The sequence below is a fragment of the Maribellus mangrovi genome (assembly GCF_037646455.1).
Lineage (GTDB): Bacteria > Bacteroidota > Bacteroidia > Bacteroidales > Prolixibacteraceae > Draconibacterium > Draconibacterium mangrovi_A.
In genome coordinates, this window is record NZ_JBBIXN010000004.1 from 481610 (window position 1) to 501165 (window position 19556).

Here is a 19556-nt window from a genome sequence, read left to right on the forward strand (position 1 = left end):
AATTATGATTTTTTAGATTGGGTGTTTGAATATTTTTCGATAACAAAAAGTAGAATAAAACCTACTGCGATAAAAATAGATTCAATTCCATAGGGCAAGGGACTTTCTGAACTTAATTTCAAATAATGTATTAATACCAATCCAATGCCACTTAATAAAATTACTATTCCCCATTTTAAATTGCCGCCAACAATTGTTTTTGGCAGGTTTAAACTGTCGAGTTTTATTTCTTCTTTGCTTTTTTCAATAAGCTTATTAATAAGCCTGTGCTCAGAGATTGATTTTATAATGCCTATTAAACCCCAGAAGCAAATACCGAGGATTATTGAAGCTACTAATCCGTCATCCATGATTTTTAAATTTTAATGATTAATAAAATAGAAACATGGACAAATCAACAATGTAAAATACTGGTGTGCAAACAATTTATTTAAACTACCAAGGATTTTATTTAAGCTGATTTATTATTGATTTAGTACCTCTTAGATAGAATAGAATACCGTTTACATAGAATTATTGGTATGTTGAATAAGGTTTTCTTATTTATTCTGTCGTTTGTGTAATTTTAGCCTTAATATGAGATATAAAACCCTTAATAGTATTGAAATTCTGGTTCATGCATTCTGTTGGATTTCATTCACCATTTTGTTAATCCATTTTAATGCAATGTCCTTTCATTATCTCCAAGGCGATTTAATGGATTTACCGGTATTGTTCGGAACCTTTATTAATATAATACTGTTCTATTTTAACTTTTTCTATTTATTCCCACGATACAAATCGAAAAAGATAAATATAATTGTGTATTCTCTTTGGATAATTGTTCTAGTTATTATTTTCAGTGTCATAGAAAACAGTTTTGACTATTTATATGCAGTTTTTAGAACGAAAGACAATGTAATAACCTTACAAGTTGGAGAATTACTATTTACAAGCTTTCTAAATCTGTTTTTTATCCTAGTGTCTGTTTTATATTCAATTATTCGGGACTGGTTAAAAATGGAAGTAATAAAAAGAAAACTTACCGAAGAAAACCTTAAACTGGAACTAAACTTCTTAAAATCACAAATCAGCCCTCATTTCCTATTCAATTCTTTAAATAATTTGTACTCGATTGCTATAAAAAATGATGACGAAGAAACTGCCTCAGGTTTATCAAAACTTTCAACTATGATGCGATTCATGCTTGATACATCGGATAAAACTATTGTTAAACTCAACGAAGAGATTGAATATTTAAAAAGCTATATCGAAATGCAAAAATTACGCTTTTTAGAATCAGATGATATTAACATTTCCTTTAATACTATTGGAAATACCAATATATTTAATTTACCACCGTTTTTATTGATTAATTTTATTGAAAACGCTTTTAAACATGGAATTGACTATAAAAAGCCATCTAAGATTGACATTATGTTAGCAGTCGATAAAAACAAACTATTATTTAAAGTTGAAAATACAATTCATCAGATTAAAAAAAATGAGGACAATTCTAAATTAGGTTTAGATAACGTAAAAAAAAGACTTGATTTGATTTATGGAACAGATTATAGCTTGAGTATTAATCCGACGAGTGAAAAACACCTTGTAGAACTGACTATAAAAAGTTTATAACCAGATATGTACTGTATTGCAATAGATGATGAGCCAAGAGCTCTTGAAATTATTGAAAAGTATGTGGGCAAAATCGATTTCCTTAATTTGGCAACCACATTTCGAGACCCAATTGAGGCAATTGACTATTTAATGAAACATAATATTGATTTAATATTTTTGGATATCAATATGCCAGGTATTTTTGGCACTGAATTGGTTAAAGTATTGAAAAATAGCCCGATGATTATTTTTACAACCGCATACTCTGAGTACGCTATTGAAAGTTATGAATTAGATGCAGTAGATTATTTATTAAAACCTTTTGAATTTGAGCGGTTCTTAAAATCAGTTATTAAAGCTCAAGAATTAAAGAAACTGAAGCATGAAAAATCGAAAACTCAAATAGTAAAAAGCAGTTCGGTTGACACAAAAATTCTGATTAAAAGTGGCTCTGAAATACATCAGGTTAATATTGACGATATCATTTATATTGAAGGGCTTGGTAATTATGCAACTATTCATACGAATAATGAAAAAATTGTTACCTATAAAAGTTTAGGAGATGTTTTAGATTTATTGCCAGCAAAACTGTTTGTAAGAATTCACAAATCATATATTGTAGCTATACAACATATAAAATCCTATGAGGTTCATCAAGTGAAAATTGAGGGAAAAACTTTACCGATTGGAAAAATCTATCGAAAAGAGTTTATAGAATTAATGAAAATTCAAAATTAGAATGTCGACACACACCATCCCTTCGCTGCCAAACACATGCTTTTTTTGCTATCGCACGACTTAAATATAGATAGTTACAATTTAAAACGATAATTTACCGACTCTGCAACAAAAATTTATGAATGAGTTTTCCATCCTGTTACTTTGACAATTATTAATCAATAAAATTTAAAAGGATGAGAACATTTATTTATTTAAGTTTAGCATTATTTTTATTTGCAGAAAGCTTGTTTGCACAGGACAAGCATGTTGACAAATATTTTAAGATTAACCCATGTGAGATTAAACAAGAGGATTCTAAAATTCAAGAATATGATGTTAACTTAAAATGGAAAAATATTGACCCTATAAGTGGATCCAAAATAACTTGCAGTGCCATTAAAGCAAAGTATTCATGTGGATTAGACTCGGGTTTAGTTAAATGGTCGGATGTATTTCTGTTTAATATTAATAATTTCAAACAGAAATTAGAAAACGGAAACAGGCTTGAGGCTTTTGATGATTTTGAGTATAAACCAAATTTCTTCTCTTTTGCATCGGAGAAATATTATACTGATATTCCTCCAAATCTTAAAGAAATTGCATCATGGTTTATATTGGATGCAATTCAAATGCATGGGATAAACGAAATATTTTTTGATAGTCTTACTTTTTGTACGCCATTTTACCCTGAAACTTTAGATACATTTTCACTAAAAGTAGAAAATGGAATTACTTTTAAATCACAATATGCTAAATTCGTTTGGTCAGGAATTACAAAAATGAACGGTGAAATTTGTGCAATAATTAATTATGAATCATTTTTTAATCCTGTTTCAATGGATGTGCCAGGGTACGCTTTTCAAGGAAGGTCTTTGTATTGGGGCGAAATATGGATTTCATTGGTCGACAAACAGTTTGAATATGCCAAAATGGTTGAAGATATTATAATAAAACTTAAATCTCCTCAATTTACTGATGGTAAATTAATTAATATGCAGAGAGAAATTGTTTTCGAAAAAGAAAATTAAAAGATTATTGATGCTATGAAAAAAAAAAGAAAATAGCTTTTGTATCTGCATTAATATTTAGTGTTATATACTCTTTGCTCTTCAAATGGGCACAAACAGGAAATCCTTTAAAGGTTGAAACAATAATATACGGAACTATTATTTTTCTGAATATTATAATTGTGGGTGGCATTGCCCATAATTCTTACCATAAATCTACAAGTAAAACTTCAATGCAATTAAAAAAGAGTATTTTACCGTCATACACTCTTTTTGTCATAATTGCTTTATCAATTTCTCTATCTCTTATTAGTATTGGAGTATACTCTTTTTATCTTATAAAAGGATTAGATACTACAGGTTTCCTAAAACATTTATTTCAAGTGGAACTCTCTAGTGCTATCAAACAGTTTTCAATTTGGATTTTAATCGGCTCAGCTTTCCTTTTTTACATTATTTGGCGAAAAGCGATAGAACGGGAGCAAAAATTGCGAGAAGAAAACTTGAAATATAAATACCAAAATCTAAAATCTCAGGTTAATCCCCATTTCTTATTTAACAGCCTGAATACGCTTTCGGAAATAGTATATGAAGATGCTAAAATAGCTGACAAATACATTCAAAAGTTGTCAGGGATATACAGATACATTTTGGAAAATGAAGAAATTGATTTAGTGACTCTAAACAAAGAAATTGAATTTGTAAAGCAGTATTTTGAAATTCAGAAAGTTCGTGACAATGATAAGATTTTGTTGGAAATAGAATGTCATAATGCAGATGAATTTAAAGTTGTACCTGTATCTTTACAGATTTTGGTTGAAAATGCCCTAAAACATAATTCGAGGTCAGAAAAAGTACCGTTGAAAATCAGTATAGAAAGAAATAATGATAAAATTGTGGTTTCTAATAATATTCTAAGAAAAAATATTTTAGTAAGTAAATCAAAAACAGGCTTGTTGAACTTAAAAGAAAGAGTAAAACTTATTCTTGACAAAGATTTGATATATGAGGAAGATAACAACCAATTTATTGTAAAACTACCCATTATTAAGCCGTAGAGATGAAAGTGTTAATAATAGAGGACGAAAAACCTGCTGCACATAAGTTATTAAGATTGTTAGGGGAAATAAACCCAGACATTGAGATTATGGATGTTTTAAAATCGGTAGAAGACTCTATAAATTGGTTTTTGCACAATCCAAGACCTGACTTGATATTCATGGATATTCAACTTGAAGACGGAATTTGTTTTGAAATATTTGAAAGCAAGCCGATTCATACCCCCATAATTTTCACAACCGCTTATGATGATTATACATTAAAAGCATTCAAAGTTAATAGTATTGACTACCTGTTAAAACCGATTGATTCGGATGAACTTAAAAATGCAATAGATAAATTCAACGTGCATTATAAACAAAACGATTATTCAAGGTTTGAGTCAATTATTACTCAGTTACAACCTAAAACAAAAGAAAGATTCTTGATTAAAATTGGGGAACATTACAAGTCGTTACAGACATCAATGATTAATTGTTTTTACATCAATGAGAGATGTAATTTTATTCATGCATATAATGGAAAAAATTATCCCATTGATTATTCCCTTGATAAAATCGAGCAACTGATTGATTCAAAATCATTCTTTAGGATTAACAGGAATTTTATAATTAACTATTCGGCAATCCAGGATATTATTGCCTATTCATCGAATAGATTAAAAATTGTACTAAAAGTCTGTACTGAAAAAGAAGATATAATTGTAAGTAGAGAACGTGTTTCGGATTTTAAAGAATGGATTGATAGATGATTCCTTCCCTTCGCTTGAATACAAATTGCCAAGCCACACAAGCCAAACGCAAAAATCAAAGCTTAGCAAAGAGTATTCAAGCCCTTCCGCACGGTTAGATTAGTACATTGATAAAAAAGAATTAATTTTAGAGATTGATAATAAGGGCAGCACACAACATCCGTTGTGTGGCATAATGGCGCGTTTAAAGCACTTTCCAAAAGTTGAAAAATTTGGAGTTATTTCTTTGTTTAATTGATTTTTATTTTGGTAAATATAATAGCTCCTGAGAGCAAGTAGAAAATAATAAAATCACAAAAAGGTAGCAATAATTAATAAAGAAACAATCTTCTTTTTCGTTATTTAAAATTACTGGAAATTATTTTATTACTAGAAACTATGAAAAACCTATTCAAAAACACAAGACTTATCCTGACGACTATTATTGTAATAAATTCTTCGATTTCAAGGGCTCAATTTGAAGAAATACCTTTTAATATTACAGGGACATATTTTAGCGATGTACATTGGGCCGATTGTGACAATGATGGCGATTTGGATGTATGTATAGCAGGATATTCCGATACCGGAGCAGTATCCTTTGTTTATAATAACATCAATGGCAATTCTTTTGACTTAGTATTGGATAATCCAATATTAGGTGCTTTCAGTGGGGACTTTGTACCGGGAGATTATGATAATGATGGTTATATAGACATGCTTCTAACGGGTAAAGTGCCTGGAAGTGATCCTACAACCAAAGTATACCGCAATCTCGGCAACAATATTTTTTCTGAACAAACAGGTATTGAAGTGTTAGGTATGGGACATAGCACAGCTGCATGGGGAGACTGTAATAACGATGGGTATTTGGATATATTATTATCTGGCGTTTCACTGGAACCATTTGGTTTTTTTACTAAAATATATCTCAATAACCACAATAATACTTTTTCAGAATTAAACAGCATTGATCTTATTGGAACATATGAAGGTTCAGTTACCTGGGGCGATTATGATAACGATGGTAATTTGGACATATTATTAACAGGGCATTCTGATTCAGGGATAGTCTCAAAAATTTATCGGAACAACGGTGATAGTACTTTCACAGAACAAACGGACATATTACTTACAGGAATACAACAAGGAACCGCAATATGGGGTGATTATGATAAAGATGGGGATTTGGACATATTGTTAACAGGAGAAGGGGTATCTAAAATCTATCAGAACAATGGAGATAATAGCTTTATTGAGCAAACAGGGATTAACCTGCAAAAATTATCCTTGGCTTCAGCAGATTGGGGAGACTATGACAACGATGGTTTTTTGGATATCATAATGGCAGGACGAACAGAAAATTTAGAGCTTTTAACAATTATTTACCACAACAATGGGGACAATACTTTTACCAAATATACTGACATAATAATTGGAATACACTCTGGAACAGTTAAATGGGGAGATTACAATACTGATGGTAAATTAGATTTTATTATTTCAGGTCGTTTTCAAGATGGAGCAGAGATAACAAAAGTTTATAAGAATATTATTAATACTGAGAGCAATAGCATGGTACAGTCTGTATCGCAAGTAGAAACAACAAACAATGTCCCTCCTAATATGGTTACATCCACGAGCAGCGAAGTTTCAGAAAATACGGTTTTCCTAAAGTGGCTGCCTACTACTGACGACCATACCCCCTCAAAAAGTTTGAGCTATAATGTAAGGGTAGGTACATCACCAGGAAGTAACGATATTGTCAGCAGTTGTTCCGATACCAGCGGGTATTTTAGGCTGGCACAAATGGGCAATGCCCAGCTCGACACCTTTTTTATTTTAAAAGAATTAGCAATTGGCACCTACTATTGGAGCGTGCAGGCCATCGACAACAGCTTTAAAGGCGGGGCGTTTAGCCAGGAAGATAGCTTTACAATTGAAGCTGTTAGTGTAGTAGTTTCCTCTTATGATTCGGAAGTTGCTGTTTTTCCTAATCCAACGAATGGATATATACAGATAACAGGCATGGAAAATAGCTATGGTTTAAACTACCGGATATTAAACTTAACGGGACAAATAGTACAGCAGGGTTCTGTAAATGCCGGAAACATTCAAATGCAAGTTAATCCCGGATTATATATTTTAAACTTGACACAAGATAATAATGTGATTCATTGTTTGAAAATAATAGTTAAATGATTTATAGGCAATAAATTACGCCACACAACACGCCATAAAAACAAAGCGGGGCGGGCATTTGCTGTGATTAGTAAATTAAAAAATATTAACAGGCTACGGGCTGATAATCTTGTCGGGTTAACTCCCGCTCAATTTTTATGGCGGAACCGTTAGCGGTAAGCTGATTTGACATCCTCAAAATTGATAAATAATAAATTGATAAAATATGCCAACAATATTTACAAGCAAAGATTTAAAATTCAAAGAAGATAAATTATCAATAGAGAATTTTAAAATTCAGACAGCTTCTCCTAGATTATCAGAATTTGTTAAATCTGAGCATTTAATTTTCGATATAAGATTACTTAATCCTGATCAATTTTCATTTCCATTTCATTTTCATAGACAAGCCGAAGAATTAATGTTTATAATTTCAGGTTCATTGACAATGAGAACACCAAAAGGATTTCAAATATTAAATCAAGGTGATACAATTTTTTTTGAAATGGGAGATTCTGGATCACATCAATTATATAATCATACACAGATACCATGTACTTATCTAGATATCAAAACGATAAAAGATAATGATATTTGTGAATATCCTGATTCAGGTAAAGTAAATATTTCTGCACATAGAGAAGTTTTTGAAAATAAATCACAAGTTGATTATTTCAAAGGAGAAGAAAATATAAAACAGAGATGGAATGAATTAATAAATAAAAATAAATAACAGCCAACCGCTACAGTACATATTGCAGGGCGGGGTTCGGTGGTACGCCAACTGTGGATTCTCGTTTCGCAGTTCCGTGTCCTTCGGACAGGAACGCTCTCCGAAATCCGCAACGACAACATGTACCAACCGTTGTATGCGATTTTGAAAATCGAATATCGTGGTAAATCTAAAACTAAAATATTATGACTTCAAAATCCAATATTGATAATAAAAAGAGATATAAGGCTAGCAATTATCAAACATACAATGACAAGGTGTTAGACACATATGATAATTGTATCTGGATTCCTATCTTTAAACTTAAAGAGATTGACCAAAGTGTTGTTCAAGAATTACAGGATGATTTAGATAAAATTCACATTTTAGACATTGGGTGTGCAACTGGAAGACTTCTTGAAACCCTATCTCTTGCAGGAGCAAAAAACTTATACGGTACTGATATTGCCCCGAATATTTTAGAGAAAGTCAAGGATAAAGCAAAAAAACAAAATATACATATTGACCTTAAAGTTGCTGATTCCGAAGTTAATATTCCTTGGGCTGACAATACATTTGATGCTATTTCATTGACTGGAGTTTATCATCATTTTATAAACCCAGATAAAGCATTATGTGAAATGTATAGAGTTCTAAAAAAAAATGGAAGACTTATTATAATTGAACCTCGATTTCCAATAATAGTTCGTCAGGTTCTTAATTTATATCTGACATTTTTTATGCATGAAGGAGACCACAAATTCTATTCTCCTAAAAAAATAACTAAGGTATCAGAATCAGTCGGTTTCAGAGAGGATAAGAAATCCCAAAATATTGCAAGATTTATGTTTAAAACAGTGTATCTGAAATGAAAAGCTTTAAAAAATTAAAAACTGCACTTCTGGTTTTATTCATCTTCCTGATCGCACTTACGAGTTACGGGCAGCACTTGCCATTGTTGAAGATCAGCAACGATAGTCGCTATCTTGTGACTGAAAAAGATAAACCGTTTTTTTGGCTGGGCGGAACTGCCTGGGAATTGATTCACCGACTGGACCGGGAAGAAATAGACAAATACCTGGGCGATAGAGCCAATAAAGGATTTACGGTAATACAAACCGTTGTTCTTGCCGAACTGGACGGCCTGAATACTTCTAATGCGTATGGTAAAACGCCGCTATTAAACAATGATCCGACGAAATTAAATGAGCAATACTTTAAGCACGTTGATTATGTTGTTGAAAAAGCAAATGAACTGGGACTTTACATTGCTTTGCTGCCAACCTGGGGCGATAAGTTTAATAAGAAATGGGGAGTTGGTCCCGAAATTTTTAATCCTAAAAATGCACACACATACGGAAAAATCCTGGCAAAAAGATACCTCAACAATACAAACCTGATATGGGTGCTTGGAGGTGACCGGCCGCTTGAAACAGAAGGACATTATCAGATAATACGTGCAATGGCGCAAGGTATAAGAGAAGTGGATGAGAAGCACCTGATCACTTATCATCCGGTTGGAGCTAAAAAAGCCACCGATTTTCTGGATGATCGCTGGCTTGACCTTGACATGTTCCAGAGTGGACACAGCAGAACCGCCAAAGAGTATTCGTACGTGTTTGAGAGTAAAAAGACATCCAGAACACGTCCGGTAATTAACGGCGAAGCCAGGTACGAAAACATACCGGATCGGTTTTGGGAGGAAGAAGCCTATGGCTGGCTCGACGATGCCGATGTGCGCGTTTCGGCCTATTGGAGTATAATTGCCGGTGCAGCAGGATACACTTACGGTTGTAACGACATCTGGCAAATGTACGACATCAGCAAAGAACCGGTAATCAGTGCACGAACGGATTGGCAGGCGGCACTTCAGCTTCCGGGCTCCACTCAAATGGGGTACATGAAAAAGATATTTGAGCAATTGCCCTGGCAAAAGATGGAAGTCGATCAGTCATTGATACTAAATGATAACCTTGAGGATGAATCCTATATTCTTTGCGCAGTGGGTACTCACAAGAAGTTTGCTGTGGCCTATACTCCCAATGGTACACCGATAAATGCAAACGTATCAAAAATAGATTCCGAAAGAATAAACGCCTGGTGGTTTAATCCGCGGAGCGGAAAAGTAAAACACATCGGTAATTTTGATACGAATGTAGCTCGCGAGTTTAAACCGTGGGCGAGTGGATGGGGAAGTGATTTTTTATTGATACTGACTTCCCAAGATTCTGAGGTTAATTTTAATGAAATGACGAAGTAAACTTGAACAATTCAGGAAAAATAACACGGTTAGCCACATCAGAGGAGTTTGACCGATTAAAAAGCACTGTGGTTGACCGACAAGTAACAATTGCTTTAAACTAACTAATGAAATTACCGCTGTTTAAAATGAAGTACACCATAGCCTTATTTACACTTATTTTGATTTGTAATGTATTAAGGGGTCAGCAAAATGATACATTGATTTTACATCAGGCCATTTCAAAATATGATACAATGGTGTATACGCGGATAATCCGGCTGGAGAAAGATGACAGCTTATATTATGTGGAAGATTATTTCCAGAACGGGCAAATTCAAATGAAAGGGACCTACAGTGAATTGGATAAAATCAGGAAAGAAAAGTATTGGTGCAATTATAAAACAAATACCAAACAAGGGCTTTTTCAAACGTGGTATGAAAATGGAAATCCAGAATGTAAGTACAATTATCTGGATGGAAAGAAAAACGGACTTTGTGAGGAATTCTATTCAAACGGACAAATCAGCGACAGAGGCTACTGGATCCCGGGCGAGAGCAAAGGAAATACGCGCGGAATGCGGCACGGTAATTTTAAAGGTTGGTCGGAAGATGGAGAATTACTTTACGATTTTGATTACGACCATGGATTAAAGATAAATCCTGTTGATACCAACTATCAGTATTTGCTTTATACACCTTCAGATTATAAAACAGACACATTGAAAAACTATCCTTTGATTATTTATTTGCATGGAGGGTCACACCGGGGAACAGATTTAAATAAATTATATGCTTATGGGATACCCGATCAAATTTATCGGGGCAGGGAATTTCCTTTTATTATAGCTGCACCTCAATGCCCGGTTCTGATTCGCTGGTCGACTGACAACTGGTTCGAGAATCTTTTTGATGAAATATGCACCAAATACAGGGTAGATACGAACAGAGTATATTTAACCGGTGTTAGTCTGGGAGGATCAGGAACATGGTATCTTGCCATAAAATATCCCGAAAAATTTGCAGCAATTGCACCGATTAGCGGCTTTACCAGCCACATCGATTATATGTATAAAAACTCCAATCGTTTGACTGATATTCCGATTTGGGCATTTCACGGAGCAGTTGACGAAACTGTTCCTGTTGAAGAAACGGATAGAATGATTGAATTGCTAAAAGGTAAAAACGGTCATTTAAAATACACAAGAATGCCGGATATCGGACACTGGATTCAATGGTTGGTATATCCCGGGCAGGAATTATATGATTGGTTCTTAAAGTACGACAAACAAGGCAAAGAATAATCTAAATACAGAGTAGTCAAAACTTCTAAAGTTTCAATTCCTCCAGCATTTCAATGTATTGCTGAATACCGTTCAGAATCTCGCTTTTATAAATGTATTCGTCGGCAGTGTGTGAACGCGCCGAATCGCCGGGGCCCATTTTTACCGATGGAAAGGCCATGATCGCCTGATCAGAAGTGGTTGGCGATCCGTAAATTTTTAGTCCCCTGTTTTTGGCAATTTGTGCAAAAGGATGCTCTTCGCTGATCCCCGAGGAATTTAAACGCACAGAACGTGGTTTAACATCCGACTCCAGCAGCTCGTCGATAATCCTTGCGGCTTCTTTGTTGGTATAAAACTCATTGGTTCTTACATCGGCCACAAAATGACAGATATCGGGTACCACATTGTGTTGGGTTCCTGCTTCGATTTGTGTCACCGAAATTTTTACTTTCCCCAACACTTTCGAAACTTTTTCGAACTCAAAATTCCGAAGTTTCTCAATGTCGACGAGCGCTTTGTACAATGCATTTTCTCCCTCTTCGCGCGCTGCATGCCCCGATTTCCCGTGGGCATAACAATCGATAACCAGCAAGCCTTTTTCTGCCATGGCCAGTTCCATTCGGGTGGGCTCGCCAACAATGGCAAAGTTTATCGGCGCGATCTCGGGCAACACAACTTCGAGTCCTCTTCGTCCCGAAATTTCTTCTTCAGCCGTAGCGGTAAAAACCACATTAAACGGAAGATCGCTGCGTTCGTAAAAATGAATGTAAGTGGCCAGCAAAGCTACCAGCGGGCCACCGGCGTCGTTGCTTCCCAGTCCATAAAGTTTGTCACCTTCTTCGATAGGCGAGAAGGGATCTTTGGTATAGCCTTTTGCCGGTTTTACGGTGTCGATGTGTGAATTCAGCAAAAGTGTCGGTTTGTCGGAGGTGAAATATTTGCAGTGCGACCAGGTGTTATTTTCCTTGGTTTTAAACGGAATGCCCTCCTCGCTCAGAAAATCGCGCATCAGGTTCGCCGCTTCCGATTCTTCTTTACTAAAGGAAGGAGTTGATATAAGGGACTTTAACAATTCAATGTACTTGCTCATAAATTATTCAATTGAGTGTGTAAAAGTGGTAAAATTTTGCTATTTCTGAAATACTTCTTTCTTCAAGTTTATATCATTTGCTCATGCCTGTAACATTCTGTCTGTTATATTTGTTGCTTCTTAAAAATTTGGAACATGCACGAAATTTTGTTTTGGATCATTATTGCGATCCTTGTACTTGATTTTTTATTCGAAAAATACCTCGATTACCTGAATACCACTCGTTGGAGCGATACTTTGCCCGAAGAGGTAAAAGGTATTTACGACGAGGAGAAATACAAAAAACAGCAGGCTTACACTGGCGAGAACCATCGATTTGGCATGTTGACCAGTAGCTTTAGCATGGCCATTACACTGGGCATGTTTCTTTTTTATGGTTTTGCACTGGTCGACGGATGGGTTTGGGACATTACTTCGAGCGCAATTCTGGCAGCCATCATCTTTTTCGGAATTCTGATGTTTGCCTCTGACCTGATCAATCTGCCATTTTCGGTTTACGATACCTTTAAAATTGAACAGAAATACGGTTTTAACACCACTACACCAAAAACCTTCATTTTCGATAAGCTAAAAGGCTGGGTAGTAAGTGCCGTTATCGGTGGAGGTTTGCTAGCCCTCATTATTTTTATTTACCAGAAAACCGGGAATATGTTCTGGATTTATTCCTGGATCGTGGTTTCAGTCTTTTCCATTTTTATGGCCATGTTTTATTCCAATCTGATTGTGCCCTTATTTAACAAGCAAACTCCGCTCGAAGACGGTGAGTTACGCGATGCCATCAGTGCGTTTTCAGAAAAAGTAGGATTTAAACTCGACAACATTTATGTGATTGATGGATCGAAACGCTCGACAAAGGCGAACGCCTATTTTACCGGGCTCGGGACGAAAAAGCGAATTGTATTGTATGATACGCTGATAAAAGACCTGAGTACCGAGGAAATCGTTGCCGTACTGGCCCATGAAATCGGCCACAACAAAAAGAAACACGTGATACAGGGTTTAATTATCGGCCTGGTGCAAACCGGTATTGTGCTGTTTATATTTGGATTGTTTATAGGAAATCCAGTGCTAAGTAAAGCCCTTGGTGTCGACGAGCCCAACTTTCATATCGGTCTGATTGCTTTCGGAGTTTTGTATTCGCCCATATCGTTTTTCACAGGAATCTTTATGAACATGCTGTCCCGGAAAAATGAATACGAAGCCGATCGTTTTGCAGCAGAGAATTATAAACCGGAAGCACTGGGCTCGGCCCTTAAAAAACTTTCGGTGAATAACCTGAGCAACCTTACTCCCCATAAATTGTACGTGTTTTTCCATTATTCGCATCCAACTTTGTTACAGCGGCTGGCACATTTAAAGCAGTTTGAATAGCGCAGAGTGTTGAAATTGAGTGCTTTTAGCTATTTTTGATCGTGGCAGAATTCAAAAAAAATACACAGTACTACAAATTTTCGATGTACGGGTTTCTGAAGAACCTTCGTTTCTTCGATGCCTTTTTTATTCTTTTCCTGGTCGGGAAGGGGCTGCCTTATACACAGATCGGGATTTTGTATGCCGTGCGCGAAATCGTGATCAACCTGCTGGAGGTGCCTTCAGGTTTTGTGGCCGATACTTACGGACGAAAAACTTCGTTGCTTGGTTCGTTCCTGGCCTACATCATTTCGTTCGGTATTTTTTACCTGTCGGGTAGTTTTGGCTTGTTCCTGGCCGCTTTTATTTTTTACGGCATTGGCGATGCGTTTCGTTCGGGTACCCACAAGGCCATGATCATGGATTACCTAAAGATCAATAACTGGGCAGACCAAAAGATCAACTATTACGGACACACGCGATCGTGGTCGCAAATGGGCTCGGCACTGTCGTCGCTTATTGCGGGTGTTCTGGTATATTACACCGGCAATTACACCAACATTTTTCTGTATTCAATAGTGCCTTATCTTGTTAATTTCGGACTGATCATTTCGTATCCGAATCAACTTAATTATTCGAGCGAAAACAACGGCAAAAAACGGTTCAACATTTCCGAAACGTTTAAATCTTTTTTCAAGGTAATTAAATACAAAAGCGTTATCCGTATCATAAATACCACGGCTGCGCATTCGGCTTACCTGAAAGCAGTAAAAGATTACATCCAGGTTTTAATGGTGCATGTTGTGGTTCTTGTGCCGCTGCTGAACAATGCAGATACCGAGAAGAAAAACGGTATTTTTATCGGGATCATTTATTCTGTGATCTACTTGCTTACTTCAAGGGCTTCAGCGGTTTCATCGCGCTTTGCAGTGAATAACAAAAGAAATATTGCTATCCTGACCTTACTGTTAGGTTTTGCGCTTGGAGCCATCAGCGGAGTATTTTACATTTCAGAGATCTGGGTGCCTGCATTGCTCGCTTTCGTTGGCATTTATATTGTCGAGAATATTCGGAAACCAATACTTACGGGTTATATTGCCGACGAGGTGCCCAATAGTATTCTGGCGTCGGTTATCTCGGCACAATCACTTCTTAAAACCATTATGACAGCTTCCATTGCCGTGGTTTTTGGTTTCCTGGCCGATCATTTTAATATTGGGATTGCATTTATTGCGATATCGGTTATTCTGGCTGTTATTTCTCTGATACTGCGCATTTTCTTTAAAAATGGCCTTGAGCAGGCTGCTGAAAATCATTAATCATGCAATCTCTTTTGGATTTCCGGAATAAGGAGTAATTACATTAACATTTCATTTAATACTTTTTGGTGTTCTAATATTCCGCTTTTTCATATCTTGTAGAAAACGAGTTAATTGAATGACAAGCTATGGAAGAGTTTCATATTGATATTTTGAATATTTCAGCAGTATTACTTGCTGCTTATTTTGGCGGTGTTGCTATCCGGAAGATTGGTTATCCGGCTATTCTTGGCGAACTGCTGATCGGTATTCTCTTTGGGCCCGCCATTCTGGGGTGGCTCGAATACACCGAATCCATCAAGGTACTGGCCGAGATCGGTATTGTTTTGCTGATGGTTTACATTGGAATGGAAATCGATTTCCGGGATCTGAAAAAAGCCTCCTGGCCCGGTTTGCTGGCAGCCTTTGGTGGGTTTTTTGTCCCGTTTTTCCTTGGATATTTTGCCATCATCTGGTCGGGAGGGACACCCATTTCCGGTTTGTTTGTGGCCATTGCCATTGGTGTAACTTCGCTGGCCACCAAAAGCCGTATTCTTATCGATCTGAAACTATTAAACACCCGCATTGCCTATGTGTTAATGGCAGGGGCATTGATCTCCGATACGCTGGCGCTGGTCATCTTTTCGGGCATAACCAATTTTGCCGAAACCAGCGTGGTAAATATTCGCGAGCTGTTGATCATCGGTAGTAAAATCCTTCTGTTTTTTGGTGTTACCATATCTATTGGAGTATTTGTTTTGCCTCGTCTGGGGAAATACATATCACGTTCGGGAATCAAAAACAGCACGGCTTATTTTACTCTTATACTAATTGTGGCATTTGGATACTGCGAACTGGCCGAATTGGCAGGAATGCACAGTATTCTTGGGGCTTTTATGGCCGGATTATTTATTAAAGGCAACCTTTTCCCGAAAAACATTTCCAAAGAACTGAACAAAGCTTTTTACGACGTTTCCATCGGTTTTATGGCCCCGATATTTTTCGTATCCGCCGGTTTCTTTGTCGATGTAACGGTTTTTCAGACAGATCTGGGTTTGCTTATCCTAATCACTTTTCTGGCTATTGTTGGAAAAATTGTGGGAACAGCCTTGTTTTATCTGCCTTCAAAAAACGGCTGGCGCGAAGGAATAACGATCGGAACGGGAATGAACGGCAGGGGAGCGGTTGAAATTATTATCGCCGAGATCGGATTAGAAATGGGGATCATTGATAAAACCATCTTTTCCATCCTGGTATTTATGGCCATTTTTACCACACTAACGGTTCCTGTATTTCTGAGTTGGACGACCAAATGGCTTCGGAAACATGGCGAACTGGTTTATATGGACGAACGAAAAGGCATACTTCTCCTGGGAGTCAACCAACTTAGCCTTATTATTGCGAAATACTTTAAAGATCAGGCACCTGTTACACTGGTCGACAATAATCGGGGAATGGCTGAAATGGCTGAAAAGTCGGGATTCAAGAGTATATATGGCAATGTCTTGAACGAAGAGGTTTGGGAAGAGTTAAAACCCGATAACCAATCCACTTTTATAGCGCTAACCACTAATGCAGAAGTGAATCTTTCCGCTGCTAAAATTGCCGGCGGCTCTTTTCTCATACCGGAGATTTCGGTGGCAGCTTCATCCGAAAAAACTGTTGAGCAGGAGTCGGGCGTGAAATACTTCTCTAACACATCTGTACTCAATGATGAATGGTTACAACTCGCAAATACTGACCAGGTAAAAGAAGAAAGTTATGTTGTAAAAGAACAAATGGATAGCACTACGTGGATGAAGACCAACAAAATTGACACAATAAAGTCATTGCCCGTTCTTATTCAAGACAAGGAAGGAGATTACAGGCTGTTCCATTCCGAAAGCACGCTTGAAGAGGGAGAAACAGTAGTTATGTTTTCTAAATCAAAGTCATAACGAAAATTTCTTTATCTTTTACAGAAAGAAATTGCAATATGAAGATCGAAGCCAGCTCGCCTGACGAATACATTTCGAAACTTCCCGAAGAAAGGCAGAAGCCGGTGCAGCAACTCAGGGAAGCCATTCAGAAAAATATACCTGATGGTTTTGAAGAAACAATGAGTTACGGAATGATCGGTTTTGTGGTGCCACACAAACTTTATCCGGCCGGTTACCATGTCGATCCGAAACTGCCTTTGCCATTTATAAATATAGCCTCGCAAAAGAATTTTATAGCTTTGTATCACAGCGGAATTTATGCCGACCCGGAAATTCACGACTGGTTTATTGGTGAATATCCGAAACATTGTAAAACCAAACTGGATATGGGAAAGAGTTGTATTCGCTTTAAGAAGATCGACAAGATTCCGTATGAGTTAATCGGCGAACTGGCAAGACAGCTTAAACCAGAACAATGGATAAATATTTATGAGAAAACCATAAAACGATAGACTTCATTCAACTAAACCAACAACTTCGATGTCATGAGCAAAATTATACAACCGATCCTAATGCTCTTTTTTCTTGTCATTTACCAGGGATTGCTTTTTGCACAGGAACAAAATCGTCCAAATATCATTCTGATCATGACCGACGACCAAGGGTATGGCGACATGGGATTTACCGGAAATCCACACATAAAAACAACCGTACTCGATCGCTTTGCTGAAGAAAGTATCTGCTTCGATAATTTTTATGTCTCGCCGGTTTGTGCGCCAACCCGGTCGAGTCTGATGACCGGGCGTTTCAGCCTGAGAACGGGAGTAAGAGATACCTACAACGGTGGAGCAATAATGGCAAGCTCTGAAATTACTATTGCCGAAATGCTCAAAGAAGCAGGATACAAAACCGGCATTTTTGGCAAGTGGCATCTTGGTGACAACTATCCGTCTCGTCCCGGCGATCAGGGTTTCGATGAATCGGTTTATCACCTGTCAGGTGGAATGGGGCAGGTAGGCGATATCACAACCTGGTTTCGCGGCGATAGCAGTTATTTCGATCCTGTACTTTGGCACAACGGCACGCAGCAGGCATATTCTGGTTATTGTACGGATATTTTTACCGATGAAGCGTTAAGGTTTATTAGCACGAATAAAGACCAACCATTCTTTTGTTATATCGCTTATAATGCACCTCACACTCCCTTACAGGTTCCTGAAAAGTACTACAAAATGTATAAGGACATTGATCCGTCAGCAGGATTTGAAAATGATGACCGGCCTTTTCCGGAAATGAGTGAAAAAGACAAGGAAGATGCCCGAAAAGTATATGCCATGATTTCAAATATCGATGACAACCTTGGAAGACTTTTAGGTCGGTTAAATGAACTGCAGCTTTCAGAAAATACGGTTGTTATTTTTATGACGGATAATGGTCCGCAACAGCGACGATATATTGCCGGTATGCGCGGAAGAAAGGGGAGTGTTTACCGGGGAGGAGTTCGGGTACCCTTATTTATCCATTATCCCGGATTACCGGAACCGAAACACATTTCTGCTACTGCAGCCCACATCGATATTTTACCTACAATAGCAGAAATGTGCCATGTGTCGCTGCCGCCAGAGAAGATAATCGATGGTAAAAGTTTACAGCCATTGCTTGAAGATTCAAACACGGATTGGGTGGAACGTCCGCTGTTTTTCTACTGGACACGTCGCTATCCCGAGTTATACAACAACATGGCGCTGCAAAATGGTAAATATAAGTTAGTAGGTATGACCTCTTTCGATGCACGTATCAGCGATTTTGAACTGTTCAACATAGAATCTGATCCTTACGAACAGAAGAATATAATTGAGGAAAATACAGAATTGGCAGCCGGATTAAAATCAGAGATGGACAGTATGTACCGTGAATTGATTGCGTCGGAGAATATTGTTAATCCACCGTTAATTGAAATTGGTAATCAGAATGAAAATCCGGTGATACTGAACCGTAACGATGCAGATGGAGAACGGGGAATATGGGCTCAGGAGGAAATTTTCGGGAAATGGAATGTAAAAGTCAATAAGGGGACGTATTCTGTTAAGATTAAATTCATAAAACCGGTAGAAGCAGGTGGTACAGTTTTGCTTGAAACGAATGGTATTGTTCATCGAAAAGTCATTACTGTAAACACCGACATTATTATAATGAACGATGTTGAATTGCCTGATCTGGAAGGAGAACTTATACCGACATATTTTATTAAGGGCAAAAAGATTTTTCCGTTTTGGGTGGAAATGGAAAAGCAGAATGATAAATGATTCATTCTGTACAATCATGCAGAACCTGTTGATTACAAAATTGCGGAACAAAAGATAATT

The 19556-nt window shown here is 36.9% G+C and carries 17 protein-coding genes; 15 read left to right on the forward strand and 2 right to left on the reverse strand.

Annotated elements, in window-relative coordinates; translation table 11 throughout:
* Window positions 1-2: 2 nt before the first annotated feature.
* A complete protein-coding gene (locus WFY05_RS17490; RefSeq protein ID WP_340114204.1) occupies window positions 3-350 on the reverse strand; it encodes a hypothetical protein in 348 nt (115 codons plus the stop codon).
* Window positions 351-999: 649 nt separating this feature from the next.
* Between WFY05_RS17490 and WFY05_RS17495 the strand changes: the two genes are divergently transcribed.
* The 10 genes from WFY05_RS17495 to WFY05_RS17540 all read left to right on the forward strand — a co-directional run bounded on the left by WFY05_RS17495 (window position 1000) and on the right by WFY05_RS17540 (window position 11551).
* Window positions 1000-1617, forward strand: a complete 618-nt coding sequence (locus WFY05_RS17495; protein WP_340114205.1) for a sensor histidine kinase — start codon at window positions 1000-1002, stop codon at window positions 1615-1617.
* 6 nt (window positions 1618-1623) lie between these two features.
* Window positions 1624-2337: a LytR/AlgR family response regulator transcription factor gene (locus WFY05_RS17500; RefSeq protein WP_340114206.1), complete on the forward strand. Its 714-nt coding sequence runs from the start codon at window positions 1624-1626 to the stop codon at window positions 2335-2337.
* Window positions 2338-2513: 176 nt separating this feature from the next.
* The gene (locus WFY05_RS17505) at window positions 2514-3347 is read left to right on the forward strand and encodes a hypothetical protein (protein WP_340114207.1); all 834 of its coding nucleotides are present in this window, start codon (window positions 2514-2516) and stop codon (window positions 3345-3347) included.
* Window positions 3348-3508: 161 nt separating this feature from the next.
* Entirely contained in the window at window positions 3509-4384 is an 876-nt protein-coding gene (locus WFY05_RS17510) for a sensor histidine kinase (protein WP_340114208.1), read from the forward strand.
* Between the two features lie 2 nt (window positions 4385-4386).
* Window positions 4387-5136, forward strand: a complete 750-nt coding sequence (locus WFY05_RS17515) for a LytR/AlgR family response regulator transcription factor (RefSeq protein WP_340114209.1) — start codon at window positions 4387-4389, stop codon at window positions 5134-5136.
* 378 nt (window positions 5137-5514) lie between these two features.
* Window positions 5515-7317: a T9SS type A sorting domain-containing protein gene (locus WFY05_RS17520; RefSeq protein ID WP_340114210.1), complete on the forward strand. Its 1803-nt coding sequence runs from the start codon at window positions 5515-5517 to the stop codon at window positions 7315-7317.
* Window positions 7318-7522: 205 nt separating this feature from the next.
* Window positions 7523-8029, forward strand: coding sequence for a cupin domain-containing protein (locus tag WFY05_RS17525; protein WP_340114211.1), 507 nt, complete (start codon window positions 7523-7525; stop codon window positions 8027-8029).
* Between the two features lie 185 nt (window positions 8030-8214).
* A complete protein-coding gene (locus tag WFY05_RS17530) occupies window positions 8215-8880 on the forward strand; it encodes a class I SAM-dependent methyltransferase (RefSeq protein WP_340114212.1) in 666 nt (221 codons plus the stop codon).
* Window positions 8877-10268: a glycoside hydrolase family 140 protein gene (locus WFY05_RS17535; protein WP_340114213.1), complete on the forward strand. Its 1392-nt coding sequence runs from the start codon at window positions 8877-8879 to the stop codon at window positions 10266-10268. The genes WFY05_RS17530 and WFY05_RS17535 overlap by 4 nt, the downstream gene beginning before the upstream one ends.
* A 107-nt stretch (window positions 10269-10375) precedes the next feature.
* Window positions 10376-11551: an alpha/beta hydrolase-fold protein gene (locus WFY05_RS17540; RefSeq protein WP_340114214.1), complete on the forward strand. Its 1176-nt coding sequence runs from the start codon at window positions 10376-10378 to the stop codon at window positions 11549-11551.
* 25 nt (window positions 11552-11576) lie between these two features.
* Here WFY05_RS17540 and WFY05_RS17545 read toward each other — a convergent pair whose 3' ends face one another.
* On the reverse strand, window positions 11577-12623 hold the full coding sequence (locus WFY05_RS17545; RefSeq protein ID WP_340114215.1) for a M20 family metallo-hydrolase: 1047 nt from the start codon (window positions 12621-12623) through the stop codon (window positions 11577-11579).
* 135 nt (window positions 12624-12758) lie between these two features.
* Between WFY05_RS17545 and WFY05_RS17550 the strand changes: the two genes are divergently transcribed.
* The 5 genes from WFY05_RS17550 to WFY05_RS17570 all read left to right on the forward strand — a co-directional run bounded on the left by WFY05_RS17550 (window position 12759) and on the right by WFY05_RS17570 (window position 19496).
* Window positions 12759-13994, forward strand: a complete 1236-nt coding sequence (locus WFY05_RS17550; protein WP_340114216.1) for a M48 family metallopeptidase — start codon at window positions 12759-12761, stop codon at window positions 13992-13994.
* Between the two features lie 41 nt (window positions 13995-14035).
* Window positions 14036-15292, forward strand: coding sequence for an MFS transporter (locus WFY05_RS17555; RefSeq protein WP_340114217.1), 1257 nt, complete (start codon window positions 14036-14038; stop codon window positions 15290-15292).
* A gap of 128 nt (window positions 15293-15420) precedes the next feature.
* On the forward strand, window positions 15421-17208 hold the full coding sequence (locus WFY05_RS17560) for a cation:proton antiporter (protein WP_340114218.1): 1788 nt from the start codon (window positions 15421-15423) through the stop codon (window positions 17206-17208).
* Between the two features lie 38 nt (window positions 17209-17246).
* Window positions 17247-17702 (forward strand): DUF1801 domain-containing protein, encoded by a 456-nt coding sequence (locus tag WFY05_RS17565; RefSeq protein ID WP_340114219.1) that lies wholly within the window; start codon window positions 17247-17249, stop codon window positions 17700-17702.
* A 33-nt stretch (window positions 17703-17735) separates the two neighbouring features.
* A complete protein-coding gene (locus tag WFY05_RS17570; protein ID WP_340114220.1) occupies window positions 17736-19496 on the forward strand; it encodes an arylsulfatase in 1761 nt (586 codons plus the stop codon).
* Window positions 19497-19556: the final 60 nt, after the last annotated feature.

Bases quoted from the DNA above. Each gene is read 5' to 3' on its own strand.
- WFY05_RS17535 (WP_340114213.1), top strand. From the start codon at position 8,877: ATGAAAAGCTTTAAAAAATTAAAAACTGCACTTCTGGTTTTATTCATC.
- WFY05_RS17540 (WP_340114214.1), top strand. From the start codon at position 10,376: ATGAAATTACCGCTGTTTAAAATGAAGTACACCATAGCCTTATTTACA.
- WFY05_RS17570 (WP_340114220.1), top strand. From the start codon at position 17,736: ATGAGCAAAATTATACAACCGATCCTAATGCTCTTTTTTCTTGTCATT.
- WFY05_RS17520 (WP_340114210.1), top strand. From the start codon at position 5,515: ATGAAAAACCTATTCAAAAACACAAGACTTATCCTGACGACTATTATT.
- WFY05_RS17560 (WP_340114218.1), top strand. From the start codon at position 15,421: ATGGAAGAGTTTCATATTGATATTTTGAATATTTCAGCAGTATTACTT.
- WFY05_RS17550 (WP_340114216.1), top strand. From the start codon at position 12,759: ATGCACGAAATTTTGTTTTGGATCATTATTGCGATCCTTGTACTTGAT.
- WFY05_RS17515 (WP_340114209.1), top strand. From the start codon at position 4,387: ATGAAAGTGTTAATAATAGAGGACGAAAAACCTGCTGCACATAAGTTA.
- WFY05_RS17565 (WP_340114219.1), top strand. From the start codon at position 17,247: ATGAAGATCGAAGCCAGCTCGCCTGACGAATACATTTCGAAACTTCCC.
- WFY05_RS17545 (WP_340114215.1), bottom strand. From the start codon at position 12,623: ATGAGCAAGTACATTGAATTGTTAAAGTCCCTTATATCAACTCCTTCC.
- WFY05_RS17505 (WP_340114207.1), top strand. From the start codon at position 2,514: ATGAGAACATTTATTTATTTAAGTTTAGCATTATTTTTATTTGCAGAA.
- WFY05_RS17500 (WP_340114206.1), top strand. From the start codon at position 1,624: ATGTACTGTATTGCAATAGATGATGAGCCAAGAGCTCTTGAAATTATT.
- WFY05_RS17525 (WP_340114211.1), top strand. From the start codon at position 7,523: ATGCCAACAATATTTACAAGCAAAGATTTAAAATTCAAAGAAGATAAA.
- WFY05_RS17490 (WP_340114204.1), bottom strand. From the start codon at position 350: ATGGATGACGGATTAGTAGCTTCAATAATCCTCGGTATTTGCTTCTGG.
- WFY05_RS17530 (WP_340114212.1), top strand. From the start codon at position 8,215: ATGACTTCAAAATCCAATATTGATAATAAAAAGAGATATAAGGCTAGC.
- WFY05_RS17495 (WP_340114205.1), top strand. From the start codon at position 1,000: ATGGAAGTAATAAAAAGAAAACTTACCGAAGAAAACCTTAAACTGGAA.